The organism is Streptosporangium sp. NPDC049248 (assembly GCF_040678965.1).
Taxonomy (GTDB): Bacteria; Actinomycetota; Actinomycetes; order Streptosporangiales; family Streptosporangiaceae; genus Streptosporangium; species Streptosporangium fukuiense.
In genome coordinates, this window is sequence record NZ_JBFAQY010000005.1 from 181,575 (window position 1) to 202,691 (window position 21,117).

Annotated in this window: 22 protein-coding genes; 13 read left to right on the top strand and 9 right to left on the bottom strand. The window is 71.2% G+C overall.

What is annotated here, in order from left to right; genetic code table 11:
- Positions 1–290: 290 nt before the first annotated feature.
- Genes AB0K21_RS12490 through AB0K21_RS12505 form a run of 4 tightly spaced genes read left to right on the top strand, consistent with a single transcriptional unit; the run spans position 291 to position 4,220 of the window.
- Entirely contained in the window at positions 291–1,532 is a 1,242-nt protein-coding gene (locus tag AB0K21_RS12490) for an FAD-dependent oxidoreductase (RefSeq protein WP_343968668.1), read from the top strand.
- Positions 1,529–2,215 carry a DUF1365 domain-containing protein gene (locus AB0K21_RS12495; RefSeq protein WP_364149554.1) on the top strand — a complete coding sequence of 229 codons (687 nt, stop codon included), beginning with the start codon at positions 1,529–1,531 and terminating at the stop codon, positions 2,213–2,215. Before AB0K21_RS12490 ends, AB0K21_RS12495 begins: the two co-directional genes overlap by 4 nt.
- Positions 2,212–3,429 (top strand): cyclopropane-fatty-acyl-phospholipid synthase family protein, encoded by a 1,218-nt coding sequence (locus AB0K21_RS12500; RefSeq protein ID WP_364149556.1) that lies wholly within the window; start codon positions 2,212–2,214, stop codon positions 3,427–3,429. Before AB0K21_RS12495 ends, AB0K21_RS12500 begins: the two co-directional genes overlap by 4 nt.
- On the top strand, positions 3,429–4,220 hold the full coding sequence (locus tag AB0K21_RS12505; RefSeq protein ID WP_364149558.1) for a DUF1295 domain-containing protein: 792 nt from the start codon (positions 3,429–3,431) through the stop codon (positions 4,218–4,220). Before AB0K21_RS12500 ends, AB0K21_RS12505 begins: the two co-directional genes overlap by 1 nt.
- Positions 4,221–4,271: 51 nt before the next feature.
- On the opposite strand, the gene AB0K21_RS12510 is transcribed toward AB0K21_RS12505, so the two are convergent.
- Positions 4,272–4,904, bottom strand: a complete 633-nt coding sequence (locus tag AB0K21_RS12510) for a TIGR03085 family metal-binding protein (protein WP_343968677.1) — start codon at positions 4,902–4,904, stop codon at positions 4,272–4,274.
- 168 nt (positions 4,905–5,072) lie between these two features.
- Here AB0K21_RS12510 and AB0K21_RS12515 point away from each other — a divergent pair, with 168 nt between their 5' ends.
- Together AB0K21_RS12515 and AB0K21_RS12520 are read left to right on the top strand one after the other, a co-directional pair.
- Complete coding sequence (locus AB0K21_RS12515; protein WP_364149560.1) at positions 5,073–6,872, top strand: ABC transporter ATP-binding protein; 1,800 nt, start codon at positions 5,073–5,075, stop codon at positions 6,870–6,872.
- Positions 6,873–6,901: 29 nt separating this feature from the next.
- Entirely contained in the window at positions 6,902–8,641 is a 1,740-nt protein-coding gene (locus tag AB0K21_RS12520; protein WP_343968925.1) for an ABC transporter ATP-binding protein, read from the top strand.
- A 79-nt stretch (positions 8,642–8,720) separates the two neighbouring features.
- Here the strand turns inward: AB0K21_RS12520 and AB0K21_RS12525 are convergent, their stop codons facing one another.
- Genes AB0K21_RS12525 through AB0K21_RS12540 form a run of 4 tightly spaced genes read right to left on the bottom strand, consistent with a single transcriptional unit; the run spans position 8,721 to position 12,037 of the window.
- The gene (locus AB0K21_RS12525) at positions 8,721–9,257 is read right to left on the bottom strand and encodes a GNAT family N-acetyltransferase (protein WP_343968681.1); all 537 of its coding nucleotides are present in this window, start codon (positions 9,255–9,257) and stop codon (positions 8,721–8,723) included.
- Entirely contained in the window at positions 9,254–10,249 is a 996-nt protein-coding gene (locus tag AB0K21_RS12530; protein WP_364149562.1) for an ABC transporter substrate-binding protein, read from the bottom strand. The genes AB0K21_RS12525 and AB0K21_RS12530 overlap by 4 nt, the downstream gene beginning before the upstream one ends.
- 19 nt (positions 10,250–10,268) lie before the next feature.
- Entirely contained in the window at positions 10,269–11,033 is a 765-nt protein-coding gene (locus AB0K21_RS12535) for an amino acid ABC transporter ATP-binding protein (RefSeq protein ID WP_343968685.1), read from the bottom strand.
- Positions 11,030–12,037 (bottom strand): amino acid ABC transporter permease, encoded by a 1,008-nt coding sequence (locus AB0K21_RS12540; protein WP_364149564.1) that lies wholly within the window; start codon positions 12,035–12,037, stop codon positions 11,030–11,032. Before AB0K21_RS12540 ends, AB0K21_RS12535 begins: the two co-directional genes overlap by 4 nt.
- Positions 12,038–12,371: 334 nt before the next feature.
- Here AB0K21_RS12540 and ppk2 point away from each other — a divergent pair, with 334 nt between their 5' ends.
- Positions 12,372–13,319 carry a polyphosphate kinase 2 gene (ppk2, locus tag AB0K21_RS12545; protein ID WP_364149566.1) on the top strand — a complete coding sequence of 316 codons (948 nt, stop codon included), beginning with the start codon at positions 12,372–12,374 and terminating at the stop codon, positions 13,317–13,319.
- Between the two features lie 11 nt (positions 13,320–13,330).
- Here the strand turns inward: ppk2 and AB0K21_RS12550 are convergent, their stop codons facing one another.
- The 4 genes from AB0K21_RS12550 to AB0K21_RS12565 form a co-directional block, all read right to left on the bottom strand.
- Positions 13,331–14,140: an ABC transporter permease gene (locus AB0K21_RS12550; protein ID WP_343968691.1), complete on the bottom strand. Its 810-nt coding sequence runs from the start codon at positions 14,138–14,140 to the stop codon at positions 13,331–13,333.
- Positions 14,137–15,012 carry an ABC transporter permease gene (locus tag AB0K21_RS12555; protein ID WP_343968693.1) on the bottom strand — a complete coding sequence of 292 codons (876 nt, stop codon included), beginning with the start codon at positions 15,010–15,012 and terminating at the stop codon, positions 14,137–14,139. The genes AB0K21_RS12550 and AB0K21_RS12555 overlap by 4 nt, the downstream gene beginning before the upstream one ends.
- Before the next feature lie 121 nt (positions 15,013–15,133).
- On the bottom strand, positions 15,134–16,366 hold the full coding sequence (locus tag AB0K21_RS12560; RefSeq protein WP_343968695.1) for an ABC transporter substrate-binding protein: 1,233 nt from the start codon (positions 16,364–16,366) through the stop codon (positions 15,134–15,136).
- A gap of 16 nt (positions 16,367–16,382) precedes the next feature.
- A complete protein-coding gene (locus AB0K21_RS12565; RefSeq protein WP_343968697.1) occupies positions 16,383–17,411 on the bottom strand; it encodes an ABC transporter ATP-binding protein in 1,029 nt (342 codons plus the stop codon).
- A 175-nt stretch (positions 17,412–17,586) separates the two neighbouring features.
- On the opposite strand from AB0K21_RS12565, the gene AB0K21_RS12570 reads away from it, so the two are divergent.
- From AB0K21_RS12570 to AB0K21_RS12595, 6 genes are all read left to right on the top strand, one after another.
- Positions 17,587–18,315 carry a GntR family transcriptional regulator gene (locus AB0K21_RS12570; RefSeq protein WP_343968699.1) on the top strand — a complete coding sequence of 243 codons (729 nt, stop codon included), beginning with the start codon at positions 17,587–17,589 and terminating at the stop codon, positions 18,313–18,315.
- A 29-nt stretch (positions 18,316–18,344) separates the two neighbouring features.
- Positions 18,345–19,052, top strand: a complete 708-nt coding sequence (locus AB0K21_RS12575; protein ID WP_343968701.1) for a cache domain-containing protein — start codon at positions 18,345–18,347, stop codon at positions 19,050–19,052.
- The gene (gene hisI, locus AB0K21_RS12580) at positions 19,042–19,389 is read left to right on the top strand and encodes a phosphoribosyl-AMP cyclohydrolase (protein ID WP_364149570.1); all 348 of its coding nucleotides are present in this window, start codon (positions 19,042–19,044) and stop codon (positions 19,387–19,389) included. Before AB0K21_RS12575 ends, hisI begins: the two co-directional genes overlap by 11 nt.
- Positions 19,386–19,961: a Trp biosynthesis-associated membrane protein gene (locus AB0K21_RS12585; RefSeq protein WP_364149572.1), complete on the top strand. Its 576-nt coding sequence runs from the start codon at positions 19,386–19,388 to the stop codon at positions 19,959–19,961. The genes hisI and AB0K21_RS12585 overlap by 4 nt, the downstream gene beginning before the upstream one ends.
- A gap of 188 nt (positions 19,962–20,149) precedes the next feature.
- The gene (locus tag AB0K21_RS12590; protein ID WP_343968707.1) at positions 20,150–20,560 is read left to right on the top strand and encodes a DUF4190 domain-containing protein; all 411 of its coding nucleotides are present in this window, start codon (positions 20,150–20,152) and stop codon (positions 20,558–20,560) included.
- Between the two features lie 76 nt (positions 20,561–20,636).
- A complete protein-coding gene (locus AB0K21_RS12595) occupies positions 20,637–21,077 on the top strand; it encodes a DUF2752 domain-containing protein (protein WP_364149574.1) in 441 nt (146 codons plus the stop codon).
- Positions 21,078–21,117: the final 40 nt, after the last annotated feature.

Here is a 21,117-nt window from a genome sequence, read left to right on the forward strand (position 1 = left end):
GCGGTGCTCACCCTGCACGGCGGGCGTGCTCACAGCCATCGGCCCGCGGCCGATCCCCTTCGAACGGGCCGCGTACCGGGCCGTGCGCGGACACGACGTTGTGGTCCCACGGCCGAGGTTCCGGACGCGTGGCCGGAACGGCGAGGAGGTCTCGCCGGTGGCGGACCCGCGCGAGACCGCCGAGCGGCTCGGCGTGCCCGCGATACCGGTCGGGCGCTCGACGGGCACGCGTGCCCCCGCGGGGCCGCCCCGACTGACGGTCTGATCTGCCCTGTTATGAGAGGACATTGATGGAAAGGCGCAGGATCGCCGTCGTGGGCAGCGGGGTGGCCGGGCTGACCGCGGCGTACGTGCTGCAGCGGAGCGACGACGTCACGCTGTTCGAGGCCGACGAGCGGATCGGCGGGCACGCCCACACCCACGACGTGCCGTCGGGCGACGGCCGCACGCTGGCGGTGGACAGCGGGTTCATCGTGCACAACGAGCGGACCTATCCCCACCTCACCCGGCTCTTCGCCGAGCTGGGCGTGCGGACCCAGCCGTCCGACATGAGCATGTCGGTCTCGTGCGGGGGCTGCGGCCTGGAGTACGCGGGCGGCAGGAAGGCGTCCGGCCTGTTCGCCACCGCCTCCAGCCTGGCCCGCCCCGCCTACCTGAGAATGCTCGCCGAGGTGCCGCGCTTCCACCGGCTGGCCCGCGCGGCGCTGGAGCGCGGCGACGACCGCACGCTGGGAGAGTTCGTCGCGGGTTTCTCCCCCTACCTCGTCGCCCACTTCGTGACCCCGCTGGTGTCGGCGGTCTGGTCGTGCCCCCCGTCCGTCGTCGGGCGCTACCCGGCGCGCTACCTGTTCGCCTTCCTGGCCAACCACGGCATGCTCAGCGTCTCGGGCTCCCCGAAGTGGCGTACGGTCACCGGGGGCTCGCGCGAGTACGTCGAGCGGATCGCCAAGTCCCTCACCGCCGTGCACACCTCCACCCCGGTACGGGCACTGCGCCGCACCGGTGCGGGAGTCGAGTTCCAGGCCGACGGCGCCGTACACCGCTTCGACGCGGCGGTCGTCGCCACCCACCCCGACCAGGCGCTGCGCCTGCTGGCCGACCCCACCCCCGGCGAGCGCGACGTCCTGGGCGCGTTCGCCTATTCCCGCAACCCGGCGACCCTGCACACCGACGCCTCGGTGCTGCCCGGCGCGCGGCGCGCGCGGGCCTCGTGGAACTACCGGATGGACTCGTGCGCGGCGGGTGCGGACGGGGTGCGGGTCACCTACGACATGAACCGGCTGCAACGGCTGGGCGCGCCCGAGGCGCACCTGGTGAGCCTGGGCACCGAGATCCCCGACGAGCGGGTGATCGCCAGGATGGTCTACGAGCATCCGGTCCACACCCCCGAGTCGGTCGCCGCCCAGGAGCGGCTGCCCGGCCTCGACGACGGGGTGGTCGCCTACGCGGGCGCCTACCACGGCTGGGGTTTTCACGAGGACGGCTGCCGCTCGGGTGCGCGCGCGGCCGAGGCGCTCGGGGCGCGCTGGTGAGCGCGCCGGCCGAGGCCGCGCTGTACGAGTGCGTGATCACTCACGTCCGCTCGGCGCCGGTGCGCAACGCCTTCGGCTACCGCTCCTACATGTGGCTGGTGGACCTGGACCGGCTGCCGCGCAACCGCCCGCTGGCCGCGTTCCACGCGCGCGACCACGCCGGCGACCCCGCGCTGAGCATCAGGGAGAACGTCGAGGTCTTCCTGGCCGCGTGCGGGATCGTCGCGGGCCGGATCAGGATGCTCACCCACGCCCGGGTGCTCGGCCACGTGTTCAACCCGCTGACCGTCTACTGGTGCGACACCGCCGACGGCGTCGTCGTGGTCGCCGAGGTGCACAACACCTACGGCGGGCGCCACCGCTACCTGCTGCGCCCCGGCGAGAGCGAGGTGGCCAAGGAGTTCCGCGTCTCGCCGTTCAACGGCGTGGACGGCCACTACCGGCTCAGCCTGCCCGAGCCCGGTGAGCGGCTCGCGCTCAGCGTCGTGCTGCACCGCGAGGGGCAGCCGCCCTTCGTGGCGGGGCTGCGCGGGCGCCGCCGCCCGGCGACCGCGGCCTGGCTCTACCGGCTGGCCGCCAGATACCCGATGGCCCCCCTGGCGGGCAGCGTCAGGATCCGCCGCCAGGGCATCTCCCTGTACCTGCGCGGCCTCGAAACAATTCCCCCGGGAGGGTCCAGATGACCGCGACGACCGGACACGCCCCCGTGTTCTGGCCAGACGTCCGCACGGTTCCCGGCTCGCGATCGCGCGGCGCGATCGCCCGGCTGCTCTTCCGGCGCGCCGTACGGCGGCTGCCCCTGACCGTCGAACTGCCCGGTGGCGAGCGGCTCGGCGCCGGCGGTCCGGTGATGCGCCTGCGCCGCCCCGAGGACTTCCACCGCAGGGTCGGCGCCTCGGGACTGATCGGCTTCGGCGAGGCGTACATGGCGGGCGACTGGGAGGCCGACGACCTGCCCGGGGTGCTCACCGTGCTGGCCGAGCGGCTGACCACGCTGGTGCCGCCCGCGCTGCAGCGGCTGCGGCGGCTGGCCGTGCGCCGGATGCCCGGCGACCAGCGCGGCGCGGAGCGGGACGCCCGGCGTAACGTGCGTCGCCACTACGACCTGTCCAACGAGCTGTTCGCCGAGTTCCTGGACGAGACCATGACCTACTCGGCCGCCCTGTTCGACGGGCCCGCGTCCTGGGAGACGCTCGCCGGCGCCCAGCGGGCCAAGATCGACAGATTGCTCGACCAGGCGGGGGTCGGTGCCGGTACCCGGCTGCTGGAGATCGGCACCGGCTGGGGCGAGCTCGCGCTGCGCGCCGCCTCGCGTGGCGCGGCCGTCACCACCGTCACGCTCTCGCAGCAGCAGCGGGCGCTGGCCGGCGCGCGGATCGCGGAGGCGGGGCTGTCGGACCGGGTGGAGATCCTGCCGGCCGACTACCGCGAGGTGGACGGGAGCTACGACGCGATCGTCAGCGTCGAGATGATCGAGGCGGTCGGCGCCCGCTACTGGCCCGTCTACTTCCGCACGCTGGAGGAGCTGCTGGCTCCCGGCGGCCGGATCGCGATCCAGGCGATCACCATGCCGCACGACCGGATGCTGGCCACCCTCGACACCCACACCTGGGTGCAGAAGTACATCTTCCCCGGCGGCATGCTGCCCTCGGTGCGGGCGGTCGAGGAGAACCTCGGGAACCTGCGCGTGCTGGACCGCCTCTCGTTGCGCGAGGACTACGCCGAGACGCTGCGGCTCTGGCGCGAGCGCTACCTGGAGCGCGTCCACGCCGTCGGCGCGCTCGGCTTCGACGAGGTCTTCCACCGGATGTGGACCCTCTACCTCGCCTACTCGGAGGCGGGTTTCCGGTCGCGCTACCTGGACGTCTGGCAGTTCACCCTCGAAAGGAGATCGTGATGTTCTGGTGGTCCCTGGCGGCCTCCGCCGCCGCCGTCGCGGTGCTGCTGGTGCTGACCCTGGCCGTGGCGCTGAGGGTGGGCCGGCACTCGGTGATCGACGTGGCCTGGGGGCTCGGTTTCGCGCTCGTGGCCCTGGTGTCGTACCTGCTGTCCGAAGGGGATCCGCTGCGGCGGCTGCTGGCGCTGGCGCTCACCGTGATCTGGGGGGTCCGGCTGGCGGTGCACATCGGGCGGCGCAACGTCGGTGAGGGAGAGGACCCTCGCTACGAGCGGATGCTCGCCCGCGCGCCCGGCAGCCGGACCTGGTACGCGGTTCGCGTGGTCTACCTCATCCAGGGCGCCAGCCTGCTGTTCGTCTCGCTTCCGGTCCAGGTGGCCATGCTCGGCACCGAGCCGCCGGGCCCGGTCGCCTGGGCGGGGACGGTCGTCTGGCTGGTGGGGTTCGTCTTCGAGGCGGTCGGCGATCAGCAGCTCGCCCGCTTCCGCGCGGACCCGGGCAGCAGGGGCAAGGTGCTGGACACCGGGCTGTGGCGCTACACCCGCCACCCCAACTACTTCGGCGACGCCTGCGTGTGGTGGGGGCTGTTCCTCATCGCCGCCGACCAGTGGCCCGGTGTCCTGACGGTGCTCTCCCCGGTGCTCATGACGTACTTCCTGGTGGCCAAGACCGGCAAGCCGCTGCTGGAGAGTCAGCTGTCGCGCTCTCGTCTGGGCTACGCCGACTACGTCCGCCGCACCAGCGGCTTCTTCCCGCTCCCGCCGAAGGCCCCGCGCCGGAACGTGGGCTGATCGGGCCGTACGGCCCGGGAGGCGGCGGCCTCGTGCCGCCGCCGGTCCGGCTCAGACGCCCAGGGGGGCGTCCATCAGCCTGGCGACCGCCTCGTCGCCGCCGCTGACGTCGACCTTGGCGTGGGCCTGGCGGCCGAAGCAGAACAGCAGCAGCTCCCCGGCCCGGCCGGTCACCTCGACCTGCTGCGGGGCGTCCCTGGGGCCGCCGATGGCGACGCCTCCGCCGATGCGGTGCAGGACCACCCGGACGGGGGAGCGGCGGAGGAACACCCGGATGCCGGCGCGGATCTGCTTCCAGAACCTCTCCTCAAGGTCGGCGGGCAGCTCGCGCGGCTCCCAGACCCGCTGCGCGCGCCGTACGTCCTCGTGGTGGATGAAGAGCTCCGCGGTGTTGACGGTCTGGTCGAGGCCGGGAAGGCGGTAGAACCCGGACGGCCCCGAGCGCACGAGCTCGACGAGGCCCGGGTAGCCCTTCCTGGTCTTCAACGACTCCTGCACCCTGTCGGTGTATCCGGCCAGCGGCTTGAGGAGGATGCCGCCGAGCGCGTCGGGGCGGCGCTCGCGCAGCACGAGGTGGGCGGCGAGGTCGAAGGTGGTCCAGCCCTCGCAGAGCGTAGGGGCATCCGGGCCGAGCCGGGCGAACAGGTCGCTGAGCGCGGCGCGTTCGGCGCGGGCGTGATTCATTCGGTGATCCTAACAAGGTCGTTGTGCGAGCAACCAGAGGTGTGGGTGCGATCTTGTCGGAGGTGGTTCGGGAATAACCAGATGATCCAGAGTGATTGGGATTCAGGTAGCAATGTTTCCCGTCGAAAGGACACCTCCCGCGTGGCGAGCAAGGTGACAGGCGCGGTCATGCGACAGGGACTCGGTGTCCTCGGGGTGGCGATCCGGGCCGAGAAATCGATCTTCGCTGCCGCGGTGCTGTCCAGCGCCCTGTACGGCCTGATGACCGTCGCCGCTGCGTGGGCGCTCGGCTGGGCGACCGACCACGTCGTGCTGCCCGCCTTCGAGAACGGGCGGATCACGACCGGCGCGCTGGCCGTCGGCGCGCTCCTCATCCTCGGAGTCTCCCTGCTCAAGGCGCTGGGCGTGGCGGGACGGCGGTATTTCGCCGGGGTCATGCAGTACCGGATGCAGGCCCGCTCCCGTCGGGACGTCACCCGCCAGTACCTGAGGCTCCCGCTGGCCTGGCACCACCGGCACCCGACCGGGCAGCTGCTGTCGAACGCCGGCGCCGACGTCGAGGCCGCGTGGGCGCCGCTCGCGCCGCTGCCGATGGCGGTCGGCGTCGTGGTGATGCTGGTCACCGCGGCCGTCGCAATGGTGATCACCGACCCGATCCTCGCTCTCGTCGGTTTCCTGGTCTTTCCCGCCATCGCCGTGCTCAACCTGGTCTACCAGCGCAGGCTCAACCCGCTGGCCACCCGCGCCCAGCAGTTGCGCGCGGAGGTCAGCGAGATCGCCCACGAGAGCTTCGACGGAGCCCTGGTCGTCAAGACCCTCGGCCGCGAGGACGAGGAGACCGCCAGGTTCCTGGCCAAGGCCGATGAGCTGCGCGACGCCAACATCGCCGTCGGCCGGGTCCGCGGCCTGTTCGACCCGGTCCTTGAGGCGCTGCCCACCCTGGGCGTGCTCGCCGTGCTGCTGATCGGCGCGATGCGGCTGGAGAGCGGCGCGATCGGCTCCGGCGTGCTCGTCCAGGTCGCCTACCTGTTCACCCTGCTGGCCTTCCCGATCCGCGCGCTGGGCTGGGTGCTCGCCGAGCTGCCCCGGGCCGTCGTCGGCTACCAGCGGATCCGGGCGGTGCTCGACGCGACCGGCTCCATGGAGCACGGCGCCGCCGAGCTGGCCGGCACCGCCCCCGCCGGGCTGGAGGTCCGCGGCCTCGGTTACGCCTACGGCGGCGGTGACGGTGACGCCGACTTCCCCGTTCTGCACGACGTGAGCCTGGAGGTCGCCCCCGGCCGCACCGTCGCACTGGTCGGCCCCACCGGGTCGGGCAAGTCCACGCTCGCCCAGACCTTCGTCCGCCTGGTCGATCCGGTACGGGGCACCGTCCTGCTGGACGGCACGGACCTGCGCGAGGTCACCAGGGGCGGGGTCAGCGACGCGGTGGCACTGGTGCCGCAGCAGACGTTCCTGTTCGACGACACCGTACGGGGCAACGTCACCCTCGGCCGGCCGGTCGGCGACGAGGACGTCTGGGCGGCACTGCGCCTGGCCCAGGCCGAGGGGTTCGTCAGCGCCCTCCCCTCGGGGCTGGACACCCAGGTCGGCGAGCGCGGCACCAGCCTCTCCGGTGGCCAGCGCCAGCGGATCGCGCTGGCCCGCGCGCTGGTGCGCCGTCCCCGGCTGCTCGTCCTGGACGACGCCACCTCCAGCGTCGACCCGCAGGTCGAGGCCAGGATCCTGTACGGGCTGAGGGACGCGGCCCAGGCCTCCACGGTGGTCGTCATCGCCTACCGGATGGCCACCATCGCCCTGGCCGACGAGGTCGTCTACCTGGAGCACGGCCGGGTCGTCGACCAGGGCGGCCACGCGGAGCTGCTCGCCCGCTGCGAGGGCTACCGCAACCTGGTCACCGCCTACGAACGTCAGGAGGCCGAGCGCGAGGCGCTCGACGCCGAGCAAGAGGAAGAGGTCAGCGCTTGAGCTCGTTTCAGGGGGTCGAGCGTTCCGGGATGGCCACCGTCAGGCATGGGCTCTCGCTCACGCCGGAGTTCCGCAAGGGGCTGGCCGGGACGCTCGCGCTGGCCGTGGTGGCCACGGTCGGCAAGATCATCGTACCGATCGCGGTGCAGCAGACCATCGACACCGGGCTCGGCGGAGCGGCCCCCGACCTGGCCTACGTGCGCACCGCGGTGCTGTGGTGCGCCGCCGCCGTGGTGCTCACCGCGCTGTGCGCGTACCTGATGAACGTCCGCCTCTACCGGGCCACCGAGTCCTCCCTGGCCACGCTCAGGGTGCGCGGCTTCCGGCACGTGCACGACCTGTCGGTGCTCACCCAGAACTCCGAGCGGCGCGGCGCCCTCGTCTCCCGGGTCACCGGCGACGTCGACCAGATCAGCACGTTCATGCAGTGGGGCGGGCTGATGATCATCATCGCCCTGGGGCAGCTCCTGGTCGCCACCGTGCTGATGTTCGTCTACTCCTGGCAGCTCACCCTGACCGTGTGGGCCTGCTTCCTGCCGCTCATGGTCGTCCTGCCGCGCTTCCAGCGGTGGCTGTCGGGCGCCTACACCCGGGTCCGCGAGCGCACCGGCGACATGCTCTCGGCGGTCAGCGAGTCGGTGGTCGGCGCCGCGGTGATCAGGGCCCACGGCTCCGAGGCCCGTACCGCGGAAAGGCTCGACGTCGCGATCGACGCCAACAAGGCGGCGCAGGCCCGCACCCAGCGGATCGTCGCGACGGTGTTCCCGCTGACCGAGATCGTCGCCTCGGTGGCCCTGGCCGCCGTGGTGCTGGTCGGGGTGCGGCTCGGCCTGGCCGGCGAGATCACCGTGGGGCGCCTGGTCGCCTTCCTGTTCCTCATCACGCTGTTCGTCTCGCCGATGCAGATCGCCACCGAGGTGCTCAACGAGGCGCAGAACGCCATCGCCGGATGGCGGCGCATCCTCGGCGTGCTCGACACCCCGCCCGACGTCGCCGACCCGGGCCCGGAGGGGGTCGAGCTGCCGCGCGGTCCCATCTCGGTCTCCTTCGAGAACGTCGGGTTCGCCTATCCCGGCGGGGCGCCGGTGCTGCACGAGGTCTCGGCGGACATCCCGCCACGCTCGCGGATCGCGGTGGTGGGGGAGACCGGCTCGGGCAAGACCACCTTCGCCAAGCTGCTCACCCGCCTGATGGACCCGGTCTCGGGACGGATCACGGTGGACGGCCACGACCTGCGGACCGTGAGGTTCTCCTCGCTGCGCCGGCGCATCGTCATGGTCCCGCAGGACGGGTTCCTGTTCGACGGCACCCTGGCCGAGAACATCGCCTTCGGCCGCCCCTCGGCGACCGAGGAGGAGATCCGGCTGGCGATGACCGAGCTGGGGCTCGCCGACTGGCTGGAGGGGCTGCCCGCCGACCTGTCGACCAGGGTGGGCCAGCGCGGCGAGTCACTGTCGGCCGGCGAGCGCCAGCTCGTCGCGCTGGCCCGCGCCTACCTGGCCGACCCCGACCTGCTGCTGCTGGACGAGGCCACCTCCGCGGTGGACCCGGCGACGGAGGTACGGCTGGCCCGCGCCCTGGAGGGCGTCACCCGGGGCCGCACCGCCGTCTCCATCGCCCACCGGCTCTCCACCGCCGAGGCGGCCGACGAGGTGTTCGTCTTCGACCGGGGCCGGATCGTGCAGCGCGGCCCGCACGCCGAACTGGTACGGCAGCCGGGCGTCTACGCCGACCTGCACGCCTCCTGGGTCTCCTCGGCCCGTTCCTAGGGCCGGTGTCCGGCGGGCACTGCCCGCGAGCCGAGTGCCGGGGAGCGTCCGCCGGAACGGCCGGTGGGCGGTGGCGCGGTCAGCCGGTCCGCGCCTCCCGGATGGTCTTCTCGAAGGGGTGCGGGCCGATCGTCTCGGGGTCGGCGTCCTGGTCGTAGAGCGGGGTGTATCCGGTCGCGAGATACAGCCCGGCGGCCTCGGGCTGACGGGGACCGGTGGTCAGGTGGATCCGGCGGTAGCCCTGCCGCGCGGCCTCCCGCTCCAGTTCCCGGACGACGGCGACGCCCAGGCCGCGGCGCCGGTGGCCCGGATGGGTCCAGATCCGCTTGAGTTCGGCGGTCTCCTCGTCGCGACGGAAGAACGCGCCCCCGGCGACGGTCTGCCCGTTCTCGGTGAGGATGAGGAACGCACCCCCTCGCTCCGGGGTGAACCGCTCGTCGGGGTAGCGGTTGATCTCCTCGTTGGGACCGTACCGGCTGTTGTACTCGGCGTGCAGGTCCTCAAGGAGCGGCCTGACCCGCGGGTCACGGACCGCCACGTGATGCACCTCGACGGTTGCGCCGATCCGTGGGAGGTCCTCGGCGCCGGTGGCGGGTCTGGTGGAGTCGACCGTCATTTGGGCTGCCTCGGCAGGCCGGGCGGGTTGATCAGTGACCTGGACAGCGCCTCGTTCTCCAGGCCCCAGCGCTTGAGCACCTCGATGTACCTGCCGTTCTCGATCAGCGTGTTGATCGCCTCGTTGATCGGCTGGACCAGGCCGTTGCCCTTCAGGGTCATGACCGCGATCAGGCCCTCGACCGACCCGCCGCCCGAGAGCGTCCCGACGATCCTACTGTCGCCGCCGACGGCGACCTGGTAGGCGATGGGCGGGTTCGGGCCCAGGTAGGCCTGGATGCGCCCGGATTTCAGGGCGAGCAGGACGTCACCGTACTTCTGGTAGTACTGGATCTGCGCGGCCTCGAGCCCGGCCTTCTGGTTCTGCGCGTCCCACTCCAGCAGGATCTTCTCCTGGTTGGTGCCCGACCCGACGGACACGTTCAGACCGGCGATGTCGGCGGGTTTCTCGATCTTGGTGATCGGGCTGGAGGCGCCCACCTGCCAGGCGAGCTGGTCCACCCGGTAGGTGGCGAAGTCGTAGATGTCCTTGCGCTCCTCGGTCACCGTGACGTTGTTGAGCACCGCGTCGTACTTGCCGGACTTGACGGCCAGGAACAGGTTCTCCCAGGAGGTGTTCTGCTCCTTCACCTTCAGGCCCAGCACGTCGGCGATCAGATAGGCGAGATCGGTCTCGACGCCGATCAGGGTGGTGTCGTCGTCGGCCAGGGACACCAGGGGCGGCGCGCCCTCGCCGTTGAAGCCCACGGTGAGCTCGCCCCTGGACCGGATCGCCTCGGGGACCTTGGCGGCGATCGCGTCCACCTTGTCGGCGCGGATCCGGTTCTGTTCCGGCGATGTGTTGATCCTGACGCCGCCGGTCCCGGACGGGGCGGCGGCGACCGGGACCTCGGCCCGGTCCGTGGTGCCGGCGGAGGGTTCGGTGGTGCCGCAGGCGGCGAGGAGGAGAGGCAGGGCGACGGCGGCGGGGGCGAGCCTCGATATGAACGACATGTCGGTCCTTGTTCGGGTTTCAGAGAACTTTGCTGAGGAACAGGCGGGTGCGCTCGTGCCGGGGGGCGTCCAGCACCTCGGCGGGGGGACCCTGCTCGACGATCCGGCCCTCGTCCATGAAGACCACCGTGTCGGCGACCTCGCGGGCGAAGCCGATCTCGTGGGTGACGACGATCATGGTGGTGCCGCTCCCGGCGAGGTCCCGCACCGCGTCGAGCACCTCACCGACGAGTTCGGGATCCAGCGCGGACGTCGGCTCGTCGAAGAGGATGACCTTGGGCTCCAGGGCCAGGGCGCGGGCGATGGCCACCCGCTGCTGCTGGCCGCCGGAGAGCCGGCCGGGGTAGGCGCGGGCCTTGTCGGCGAGCCCGACGCGCTCCAGCAGCCGGGTCGCCAGCGCGTTCACCTCCGCCTTCGGCCTGCGCTGGGCCGACAGGGGCGCCTCGGTGACGTTCTGGTGCACGGTCAGGTGCGGGAAGAGGTTGAAGTTCTGGAAGACAAAGCCGATCTTGGTCCGCTGCCTGAGGATCTCGCGCTCGGGCAGCTCGTACAGCCGGTCGCCGACCCTGCGGTAGCCGACCAGCTCGCCGTCGACGCTGATCGACCCGCTGTCCACCTTCTCCAGGTGGTTGACGGTGCGCAGCAGCGTCGACTTGCCCGACCCCGAGGGACCCAGGATCACCGTGACCTCGCCGGGGGCGACCCGCAGGTCCACCCCGCGCAGCACTTCGAGGGGGCCGAAGCTCTTGCGCACGCCCCGCAGTTCGACCATCGCGGCGCTCATCCGCGGCCCCTGCCGTAGTACCGCTCGACGTAGTGCTGCGCGACGGACATCACCGAGGTCATGACGAGGTACCAGATGGTCGCGACCAGCAGCAGGGCGATGACCCGGCCGTTGCGGTTGTAGATCACCTGGACCTGGTAGAAGAGCTCGGGCAGGGCCATGATGTAGACGACCGAGGTGCCCTTGATCAGGCCGATGATCTCGTTGCCCGCGATCGGCACGATCGACCGCATGGCCTGCGGCAGGACGATCCGGAACAGCTGCCTGGTCCTGGGGATGCCCAGCGCGGCGGCGGCCTCGCGCTGGCCGCGGTCCACCGAGAGCAGCCCCGCCCGGACGATCTCCGCGGCGTAGGCGGCCTGGTGTAGGGCGAGGCCGAGTGCGGCGGCGGTGACCGGGCCGATCAGGTCCATCGTGCCGATGTCGAAGAACGCCGGGCCGAACGGCACACCGAAGGAGATCCTCGGATACAGCAGCGCCAGGTTGTACCAGAACAGCAGCTGCAGGATCAGCGGGACCGACCTGAACAGGGCGATGTAGCCCCAGGCGACCGAGTTGAGCAGCGGGTTCCCCGACAGCCGCATGAGCGCCAGGACGGTGCCGAGCAGGAAGCCGAAGACGATTCCCAGCGCGGTCAGTTCCAGGGTGAAGACGACGGCCCGCAGCACGGAGGGGGCGAACAGGTACTCCCCGACCACCTCCCACTCCCAGGCGGGGTTGGTGATCAGCGCGCTGGCCGCCATGGCCAGCAGCACCGCGATGCCCGCGGCCGCCACCCACCGCCAGGGATGACGGGTGGTGACCACTTTCAGCAGAGGCCCACCGGCCTCCGTGTCCGCCGTGCCGTCCGCCGGGAGTGCGGCGGTCCGGGCGGGCGCGGCGGCGAGCAGCACCCGGTTTCCCCCGTAGCCGCGATGGGCGCGCACCCGGGGGGCCGGGGGCGGTGCCTTCGCGGATGCTCCACGTGCGTCACCGCCGTCGGTGTCCGAGAATTCGACGGGCATGGTCGAGGCCTTTCTGGCTGGTCCGTCCAGGAGGAGGGGGCGGGCGCGAGGGGGCGCGTCGCCGGCGAATCGTCAGCGGGTCAGCGGTGACACGAGGAAAGGCGGAGGGGGCGCGGGCCGATGTGCCCGCGGACCGTCGGCCGGAGCTCTGGGCGCATGACATCACTTCAGCACGCGTCCATAATCCCGTCAAGACCTACTGGTTTAGTAGGTTTTATGTGACGCCGTACGGGATCGGTGCGAACCGGGCCGCCCGCCGATGATTAGCCTGCTCAAAGCGAGGTAGAGGGCAGGACGGGGGCGGATCCCGTGTCCGCCCGAGGGGAAGGGAACGATGGTGGAGGCGGAGCCCGCAGAAGGGCGGTTTCCCGTTCTGGACCTCCGTTCGGCACTGGCCCGCGGCGGCCTGCTCGACGACCTGTCCAGCCTGCGGGTCGACGACGATGACGACGACGACCCCATCCTGATCCGCCTGGACGGCACCCCCGTCGACACCTGGCGGGAGAAGTATCCCTATGGGGAACGGATGAACCGGACCGAGTACGACCGGCTCAAGCGGCTGCTCCAGATCGAGATGCTCAAGCTCCAGTACTGGATCAAGGACACCGGGGGGCGCCTGGTCGTCCTCTTCGAGGGGCGTGACGCGGCGGGCAAGGGCGGCACGATCAAGCGGTTCATGGAGCACCTCAACCCCCGCGGGGCGAGCGTGGTGGCGCTGGAGAAGCCGAGCGAGCGCGAGAGCACCCAGTGGTACTTCCAGCGCTACGTCTACCACCTGCCGTCCGCCGGAGAGATGGTCTTCTTCGACCGCTCCTGGTACAACCGCGCCGGGGTCGAGCGGGTGATGGGCTTCTGCACTCCCGGGGAGTACCTGGAGTTCCTGGAACAGACGCCGGAGTTCGAGCGGATGCTCGTCCGCGACGGCATCCACCTGGTGAAGTTCTGGTTCTCGGTCTCACGTTCCGAGCAGCGCACCCGGTTCGTCATCCGCCAGGTCGATCCGATACGGCAGTGGAAGCTGTCGCCGATGGACCTGAAGTCGCTCGACAAGTGGGAGGAGTACACCGCCGCCAAGGAGGACATGTTCGTCCACACCGACACCGAGGAGGCCCCGTGGACGGTGATCAAGAGCAATGACAAGAAGCGGGCCAGGGTCGAGGCCATGCGCCATGTGCTGAGCCTTTTCGAGTACGAGAACAAGGACCACGAGGTCGTCGGCACCCCCGATCCCAGGATCGTCGTCCACGCCGCCGACGTGCTCGACGACGACCGCGCCCGCTGAGCCGCCCCCGCTCAGCGGACTCCCGCGTCACCGCCCGACAGGCGCTGGGCGAGATAGATCGGGACGACCGAGGCGACGATGAGAGCCGCGGCGACCACGTTGACCACGGGCGCCTGGTTGGGGCGGAACAGGTTCTCGAAGATCCACAGAGGCAGGGTCCTGACCCCGGCCCCGGCGGTGAACGTGGTCACGATGATCTCGTCGAAGGACAGGGCGAAGGCCAGCAGCCCGCCCGCGAGCAGTGCCGAGCGCATCATCGGGAAGGTGACCAGCCGGAACGTGGTGAAGGTGTCGGCACCCAGATCGGCCGAGGCCTCCTCCAGGGAGGTGCCGGTCCGCCGCAGCCTGGCCAGCACGTTGTTGTAGACGGTCACCACACAGAAGGTGGCGTGCCCGACGATCACCGTGAACAGCCCCAGACTCACCCCGAACGGGCTCAGCACCGCGCGGAAGGCGTTGTTGAGCGCGATGCCGGTGACGATGCCGGGCAGTGCGATGGGCAGCAGGACCAGCAGCGAGACCGCGTTCTTGCCGAAGAAGTCGTAGCGCTGGATCGCGAAGGCCACCATCGTGCCGAGCACCAGGGCGATCACCGTGGCGCCCGCCCCCGCCTGGACCGAGGTCCACAGCGCGTCACGCACGCCGGTGGAGTTCCACGCCGCCTCCCACCAGCGCACCGTGAACCCGCTGGGCGGCCAGGCGAACGTCCGGTCGGTGTTGAAGGAGTTGAGCATCACGATCAGCAGCGGAACGTAGACGACGCCGAGCCCGGCGGCCAGCATGGCCCACAGCGCCGTGCGCGCCGTACGGGACAGGTTCACAGGTTCTCCAGGGCACCGGTGCGGCGGACCGCGGCGAGGTAGATCAGCATGATCATCACGGGGACGGTGGCGACCGCGGCGGCAAAGGGGAGGTTGTTGGCCGCGCCGATGTTGTCGTAGACGACGTTGCCGATCAGCTGCGAGGTGCCGCCCACGATCTTCACGGTGATGTAGTCGCCGAGCGACAGCGAGAACGTGAAGACCGAGCCCGCGATCACGGCGGGGAGGGCGAGCGGCCACACCACGGTGCGAAACGTCCGCCGGCCACGCGCCCCGAGGTCTCCGGCGGCCTCCAGCAGCGAGTCCGGCAGCCGCTCCAGCCCGGCGTAGATCGGCAGGATCATGTACGGCAGCCACAGGTAGGACAGGGTGAGGACGGTGGCGGTCAGCCCGTACCCCCAGCCGAGAAGGCCCTCGGAGCCGAGCATCACCCGCCAGGCGTACGCCTTGACCAGGTAGGAGGCCCAGAGCGGGGTGAGCACGGCGATCACCAGCCAGCGCTGGGCGCGCGGCGAGGCCAGCTTGGCCATCGCGAACGCCATCGGGAAGGCGATCAGCAGGTCGATCAGCGTCACCGCGACCGCCACGCCCACCGAGCGCAGCGCGATCGTGCGGTAGACGTCCGCGGTGAGCAGGTCCTGGAAGTTCCTCCAGGTCGGCACCCTGACCAGGTCGCCGGTGAAGGTGTCGGTGCTCCAGAAGGCCGTCACGAACAGGGCGGCCAGCGCGCCGAGATAGGCGAGGCCGAGCCAGAGCGCGGGGGCCGACAGCAGCAGTGAGAGCCGCACCCCCGCGTGCCGGTGCAGGAAGGCCGCGAGCCTGCGTCGAGGGGTGCGGGGCGGTGTGGGTCTCGCCGGTGCCGCGGTGTTCAACGTCGGCTCCTTCCCGGTCAACGTCGGTTCTCTCCCCGGGCGAGGCGGGTTTCCGGCCCTTCTCGCGGGGCGGGCGCGGCGGGCACCCGGGTGCCCGCCGCACGGGTGGTTCCGGCGGGGCTCAGCCCTTGATCTCGGTCCAGGCCCTGGTCCACTCGGAGTAGTCCTTGCAGGTGACGTCGGTGCGCCCGTCCAGGCACTGGGCGATGGGGGTGGTCCAGTACCAGACCTTCGAGTAGTAGTCCTCGTCGGTCGCGTGGAAGGTCTCGCAGTGCTTCGGGTCGGCGGTCAGCTCGCAGGACTTCGCGTTCGAGGGCGCCTCCCCGAAATACTCGGCGACCTGGGCGTTGGCCTGGGGCGAGATGATCCAGTCGAGCCACCTGTAGGCGCAGTTCGGGTTCTTGGCGGCGGCGGCGACCATCCAGGTGTCCGACCAGCCGGTGGCCCCCTCCTTGGGCAGCGTCACCTCGACCGGCGCCTTGTCGGCCAGGGCCACATTGGCGATGACCTGCCAGGTGGTGCCCAGCACGGAGTCACCGCTCTTGAAGGCCTGGACCTCCTTGGTGTAGTCGGACCAGTACTCGCCGATGATCTTCCTCTGCTGCTTGAGCAGATCGACCGAGGCCTGGAACTGCCCCTCGTCCAGGGAGTACGGGTTCTTGATGCCGAGTTCGGGCCTGGTCGCCATCAGGTACAGCGCCGCGTCCGCGATGTAGATCGGGGAGTCGTAGGCGGTGATCTTCCCCGCGTACGGCGAGGCGGGGTCGAACACCGCGCCCCAGGAGTCGGGTGCGGGCTTGACCTGGTCGGTGCGCCACATGAGCAGGTTGGCCCCGCGTCCGTGCGGCACGCCGTAGGCGGCCCCGCCGGCCGAGTTCCACGCCTTGTCCTTCAGGCCGGCGAAGACGTCGGCGTAGTTCGGGATCAGGGCGGTGTTGACCGGGGCGACGGTCCCGCCGGCGATCAGCCGCAGCGAGGCGTCTCCCGAGGCGGAGACCGCGTCGTACTCGCCGGTCTTCATGAGGTTGACCATCTCGTCGGAGGTGCCGGCGGTCTTGGAGTTGACCTGGCAGCCGGTGGCCTTCTCGAACGGGGTGACCCAGTCGACCTTGGGGTCGTTGCTCCCGTCCTCGACGTACCCGGCCCAGTTGACCAGGTTGACCTGCCCCTCTCCCGGGCCCAGTGACTGCAGCGCCTTGATCTCGGGCGGGGTGAAGCCGGTCTGGCCGGGGGCGGCGGAAGGGGCACCGGGTGCGGGCGCGGAGCCGGCGCCGCAGGCGGTGACGGTGGCCAGGGCGAGCGCGGAGAGGACGACCGCGCCGTGCCTGAGGACAATCCGGGGGGTGGACCGCATGGGATGACGACCTTTCTTACGGGACGATCGCGAACTCGTGCCGGCGCTGCCAGATGAGCCGGACCCTGGTGCCACGCAGGCCCATCACGTCCATCGACGAGACCTGCAGGTTCTGCTGGAGGGCGATGAGCCGCCCGCCCGCGTCGAGTTCGACCACGAACCGGGTGGCGGGGCCCGCGTAGACGACCTCGGCGACGGTGCCCGTCGCGCTGTGCTCGGTGCCGTCGACCGTCTCGTCGAGGCCGGCGAGGCGCAGCTTCTCCGGGCGCACGCTGAACGTGCCCTCCCGGCCGAGCACCGCCTGCGCGGCCCGGCCGGAGATCAGGTTGGAGGTGCCGACGAACCCCGCGACGAACGTGCTCGCGGGCCTCTCGTAGATCTCGGCCGGGGTGCCGACCTGCTCGATCCGTCCCCGGTCGAACACCGCCACCCGGTCGCTCATGGTCAGCGCCTCCTCCTGGTCGTGGGTGACGAACAGGAAGGTGATGCCGACCTCGCGCTGGATCGACTTGAGCTCGACCTGCATCTCCTCGCGGAGCTTGAGGTCCAGCGCGCCGAGCGGCTCGTCGAGCAGGAGCACCCGGGGACGGTTGACCAGGGCGCGGGCCAGGGCGACCCGCTGGCGCTGGCCGCCGGAGAGCTGGCCGGGTCTGCGCCGCTCCATGCCCTCCAGCCGGACCGAGGCCAGCGCGGCCAGCGCGCGCTCGCGCCGCTCGGCCCGGGGGACCCGCTTGACCCGCAGGCCGTACTCCACGTTGTCCGCCACGTTCATGTGCGGGAACAACGCGTAGTCCTGGAAGACCGTGTTGACGTCGCGCTCGAAGGGGGCGAGCCGGGTGACGTCGACCCCGCCGAGCTCGACGGTGCCCGCGCTGGGCGTCTCGAAGCCGGCGATCATCCGCAGCACCGTCGTCTTGCCCGAGCCCGAGGGGCCGAGCATGGCGAAGAACTCGCCGTCGGCGATGTCGAGGTCGACGCCGGTGACCGCGTCCACGGCCCCGAAGCTCTTGCGAAGGCCGGTCAACCGCACCGCTGGGTCTGACATGACCGAAAACATATGAGGTTAGATGTTTTATGGCAAGAGCCGTTCGGACATCACCGCAGAGGGGAGGCGAAGTGAGGTCCTCGGGGCGGTGCCGGCCACCCGGGGGCACCCGGGGGGACCTCGGACGGGACCCCAAATGGGAGACTTTATGACCGTCTAAGGCGAGGGAGGGCGCATGAGCACGGCAGACATCTCCGGTGGTGCCCGTCTGGCCGCGTTCGCGCCGGTCGACAGCACCGCCCGGGTCGACGCCGTGGTCAGGCGGCTCACCGACGCCATAGTGCTCGGCCTGGTGGCCGACGGCGAGCAACTGCCCAGCGAGGCGGAGCTCGCCGCCCAGCTGGGCGTGTCCACGGTCACGCTGCGGGAGGCCCTGATGGCCCTGCGCCAGCAGGGCATGGTCGAGACGCGGCGAGGGCGCGGAGGCGGTAGCTTCGTGCGGGCCCCGCGTGAGGCTCCCCAGGCGCTCGATCGGCTGCGCGCCCTCACCGCGGAGGAACTCCGCGACCTGGGCGACCACTACGCGGCCATCGCCGGGGCCGCCGCGAGGCTGGCCGCGCAGCGGGCACTGCCGGAGGACATCGCGCCGCTCCGCCGCACGCTGCAGGAGATGGCCGGCTCCCGAGACCAGTCCCACCTGCGCAGGCTGCACGGGCGCTTCCACATCGAGGTGGCCGCGGCCTCCCAGTCGGCACGACTCACTCAGGAAGAGATCAGGTTACAGGCTGACATCGGACCATTGCTCTGGTCCGCCCACGGGAGAGACGATGGAACGTCGGCTCGGCACCACGCCATCGCCGAGGCCATCCACCGCGGGGACGACGACCACGCCAGGCTCCTGGCGGAACGGCACGTGCTCGACGCGATGGAACACCTCATCGAGCTGCGTCTGCGCGAGCCGTGATCGTCGGATGCCCGGGGCGGATGGATCAAGTGAGTGAACACGGTGCGCTGCTGGCGCCCGGCGACGCGGCCGAGGCGGCCGTAGCCGTCGGCGGCATCGTCGAGGACGTCTTCGAGGGGCTCCACCAGGTGCGCGACGCCGTGGTCGGGCTGGTGGGCGGCGCGCCGGTGCGCGACGACCTGGCCGCGCTGCGTCCGCTGCTCTTTCCCCGGCTGGGCGGGCTGATCTCCGGCATCGGGTTCATCGCCGCGCCCGGCCTGCTCGTCGACGCGCCCTGGTATCTGGAGTGGTGGCAGGAGGGCGCCTCGGGCGAGCCCGTGCAGCTGCTCCGGGACATGGACCCCTCCAGCAGTGCCTTCTACGACTACACGCACTGGGACTGGTTCGCCGGTCCGCGCTCCGGTGCCGAGCACACTCTCACCGGCCCGTACGTCGATTTCCTCTGCAGCACCGAGTACTCCCTGACCCTGTCGGTGCCCGTGCTGAGGGGCGGGGAGTTCATCGGCGTGGCGGCGGCCGACGTGTTCGTGCGTCGCTTCGAGGTCGCCGTCTCGCCGCTGCTCCGCGGGGTGGGAGGACCGGCCTTCCTGGTGAACGCGCACGGCAGGGTGGTGGCCTCCACCACCGCCAGATGGCTCGCCGGGTCGGTCTTCAGGGGCGCCCCCGGTCTGCTCGCGAGGCCATGCCGGACGCTACCCCTCTCCCTGGTTGCGGCACAATTGCCACATGCCCCTTGACCCTGCCATCGCGGCCCGGCTGAAGCGCACCGCCGACGGGCTGGTTCCCGCCGTCGTCCAGCAGTACGACACCGGCGAGGTGCTCATGCTCGCCTGGATGGACGACGAGGCGCTGCATCGCACGCTCACCACCGGCAGGGCCACCTACTGGTCGCGCAGCAGAGGGTCCTACTGGGTGAAGGGGGAAACCTCGGGCCACGTCCAGCACGTCAAGTCCGCCGCGCTCGACTGTGACGGCGACACCGTGCTGCTCAGGGTCGACCAGGTGGGCGCCGCCTGCCACACGGGCGATCGGACCTGCTTCGACGCCGACGAGCTGGCGGTGACCCGGGCGTGACGGCCAGGCGGGAGCTGTTTACCTGGCTGGCGGCGTGTGCGGCCGGCGCCGCGCTCGTGCTGCTCGCCGCCGGGCGCGACTGGTTCACCGTGACGTACGGCACCCGCGAGGTGGCGGTCCCCGCCGCGGAACTGGCCCCCGCGCTGGGGCCCGCGGCCTGGGCGGCACTCGCCGCAGTGGTCGCCGTGCTCGCGACGGCGGGCGTGTGGCGCAGGGTCGTCGGCGCGGTGATGGCACTCTGCGGGGCCGGGGTGGTGGCCGCCTCCTGGTGGGGGAGCGGCGCGGGCGCCGCGCTGCGGATCTCCGCTGAGCAGGCGCCGGTGGTCGTGGACTCCGTGCCGCGGGTCGCCTCGGCCGTCGTCTGGCCGATCGTCGCCTCCGCAGGGGGGCTGCTCCTGCTGGCCGGGGGAGTGACGGCCCTGCTGCGGGGTGGCCGATGGCCGGGCATGTCCGATCGCTACAACCGCCGGGGCTCCGCCCCCGCCGAGAGCGCCCCCAGCGATCGGGCACTGTGGGACGCCCTCGACGAGGGCACCGACCCGACGATCGATCAGGATCCCCGGGAGCGCTGACCTCGGCGGAAACGCGGCCTGCGCGCGTCCGGCGCGCTCTCCTCGACGCCGCGCCCCGAGATCCGAGATCCGATGTCCGAGGGGTGTGCGCCCCGGCTACGACTTGCTTACGGCGTGCCCGGACCCCTTCGGCCCGGGAGTGTTTTCGCTAAGATTTCGCCCTCAACTTAGATAAACGGGAGTCATTCATGAGCTACGGCAATCAGCCGGGTGGTTACGGGCAACCCCCGGGGGGCGGTGGCTATGGCTCTCAGGGGGGTTACGGTTCGTCCGGCGGTTACGGCCCGCCGCCCGGTGGCGGCTACGACGCCTACGGCGGTTACGGTGCGCCGCCTCCTCGGGGTAACAACGGCATGGCCATCGCTGCGCTGATCATGGGGATCGCGGGGCTGTTCGTCTGCGGCCTCACCTCGATCGTGGGTGTGGTGCTGGGCCACGTCTCGCTGGGGCAGATCAAGCGGACGGGCGAGGAGGGGAGGGGCATGGCCATCGCCGGCCTGGTCCTGTCCTACTTCGGGATCGCGTGCTGGCTGGCGGTGCTGGCCTGGCTGATCGCGGTCGGCGCCATCGTCGGCAGCGCCTCGCTGACGGGTGCCTGACCTGACGGTCGTCTGAGGCGGGGCCGCGTCCGGCGCGAGTAGGGTGGCCGGTGAGGGGGTGCCGACGGCCGTGCTCATGGGGAAGATCGCTGGTTCGCGCGCGCGGGCCATGCTGCCGTCGCTGGGTGCCGCGCTGGTGGCGGGTGCCGCGGTCGCGTTCGTGGGGGCGGTCGACCCGAACGAGCCCGGCCACTACCCGACCTGCCCGTTCCTCATGCTCACCGGCCTGTACTGCCCCGGCTGCGGCGGCCTGCGGACCGTGCACGCGCTCGTGCACGGCGATCCGGTGACGGCGCTGGGGCTCAACCCGCTCGTCACCCTCATGGTCCCGGTGCTGGTCGTGCTCTGGGGCCGCTGGGCGCTGCGTGCCTGGTGGGGTGGCCGGTCCGGGAGAGAATCGGGTGGGCCGCCCGTGGTGAAATCCATACGTCCGGCCTATGTCTGGCTATTTCTGGCTTTAATGATCGTGTTTTGGATAGTACGAAATCTCCCTTTTGGGGAATTCTTGGGCCCATAGTCGCCTTTGTGCTTCACCCGGTGGCGGGGCGACCCCGGTT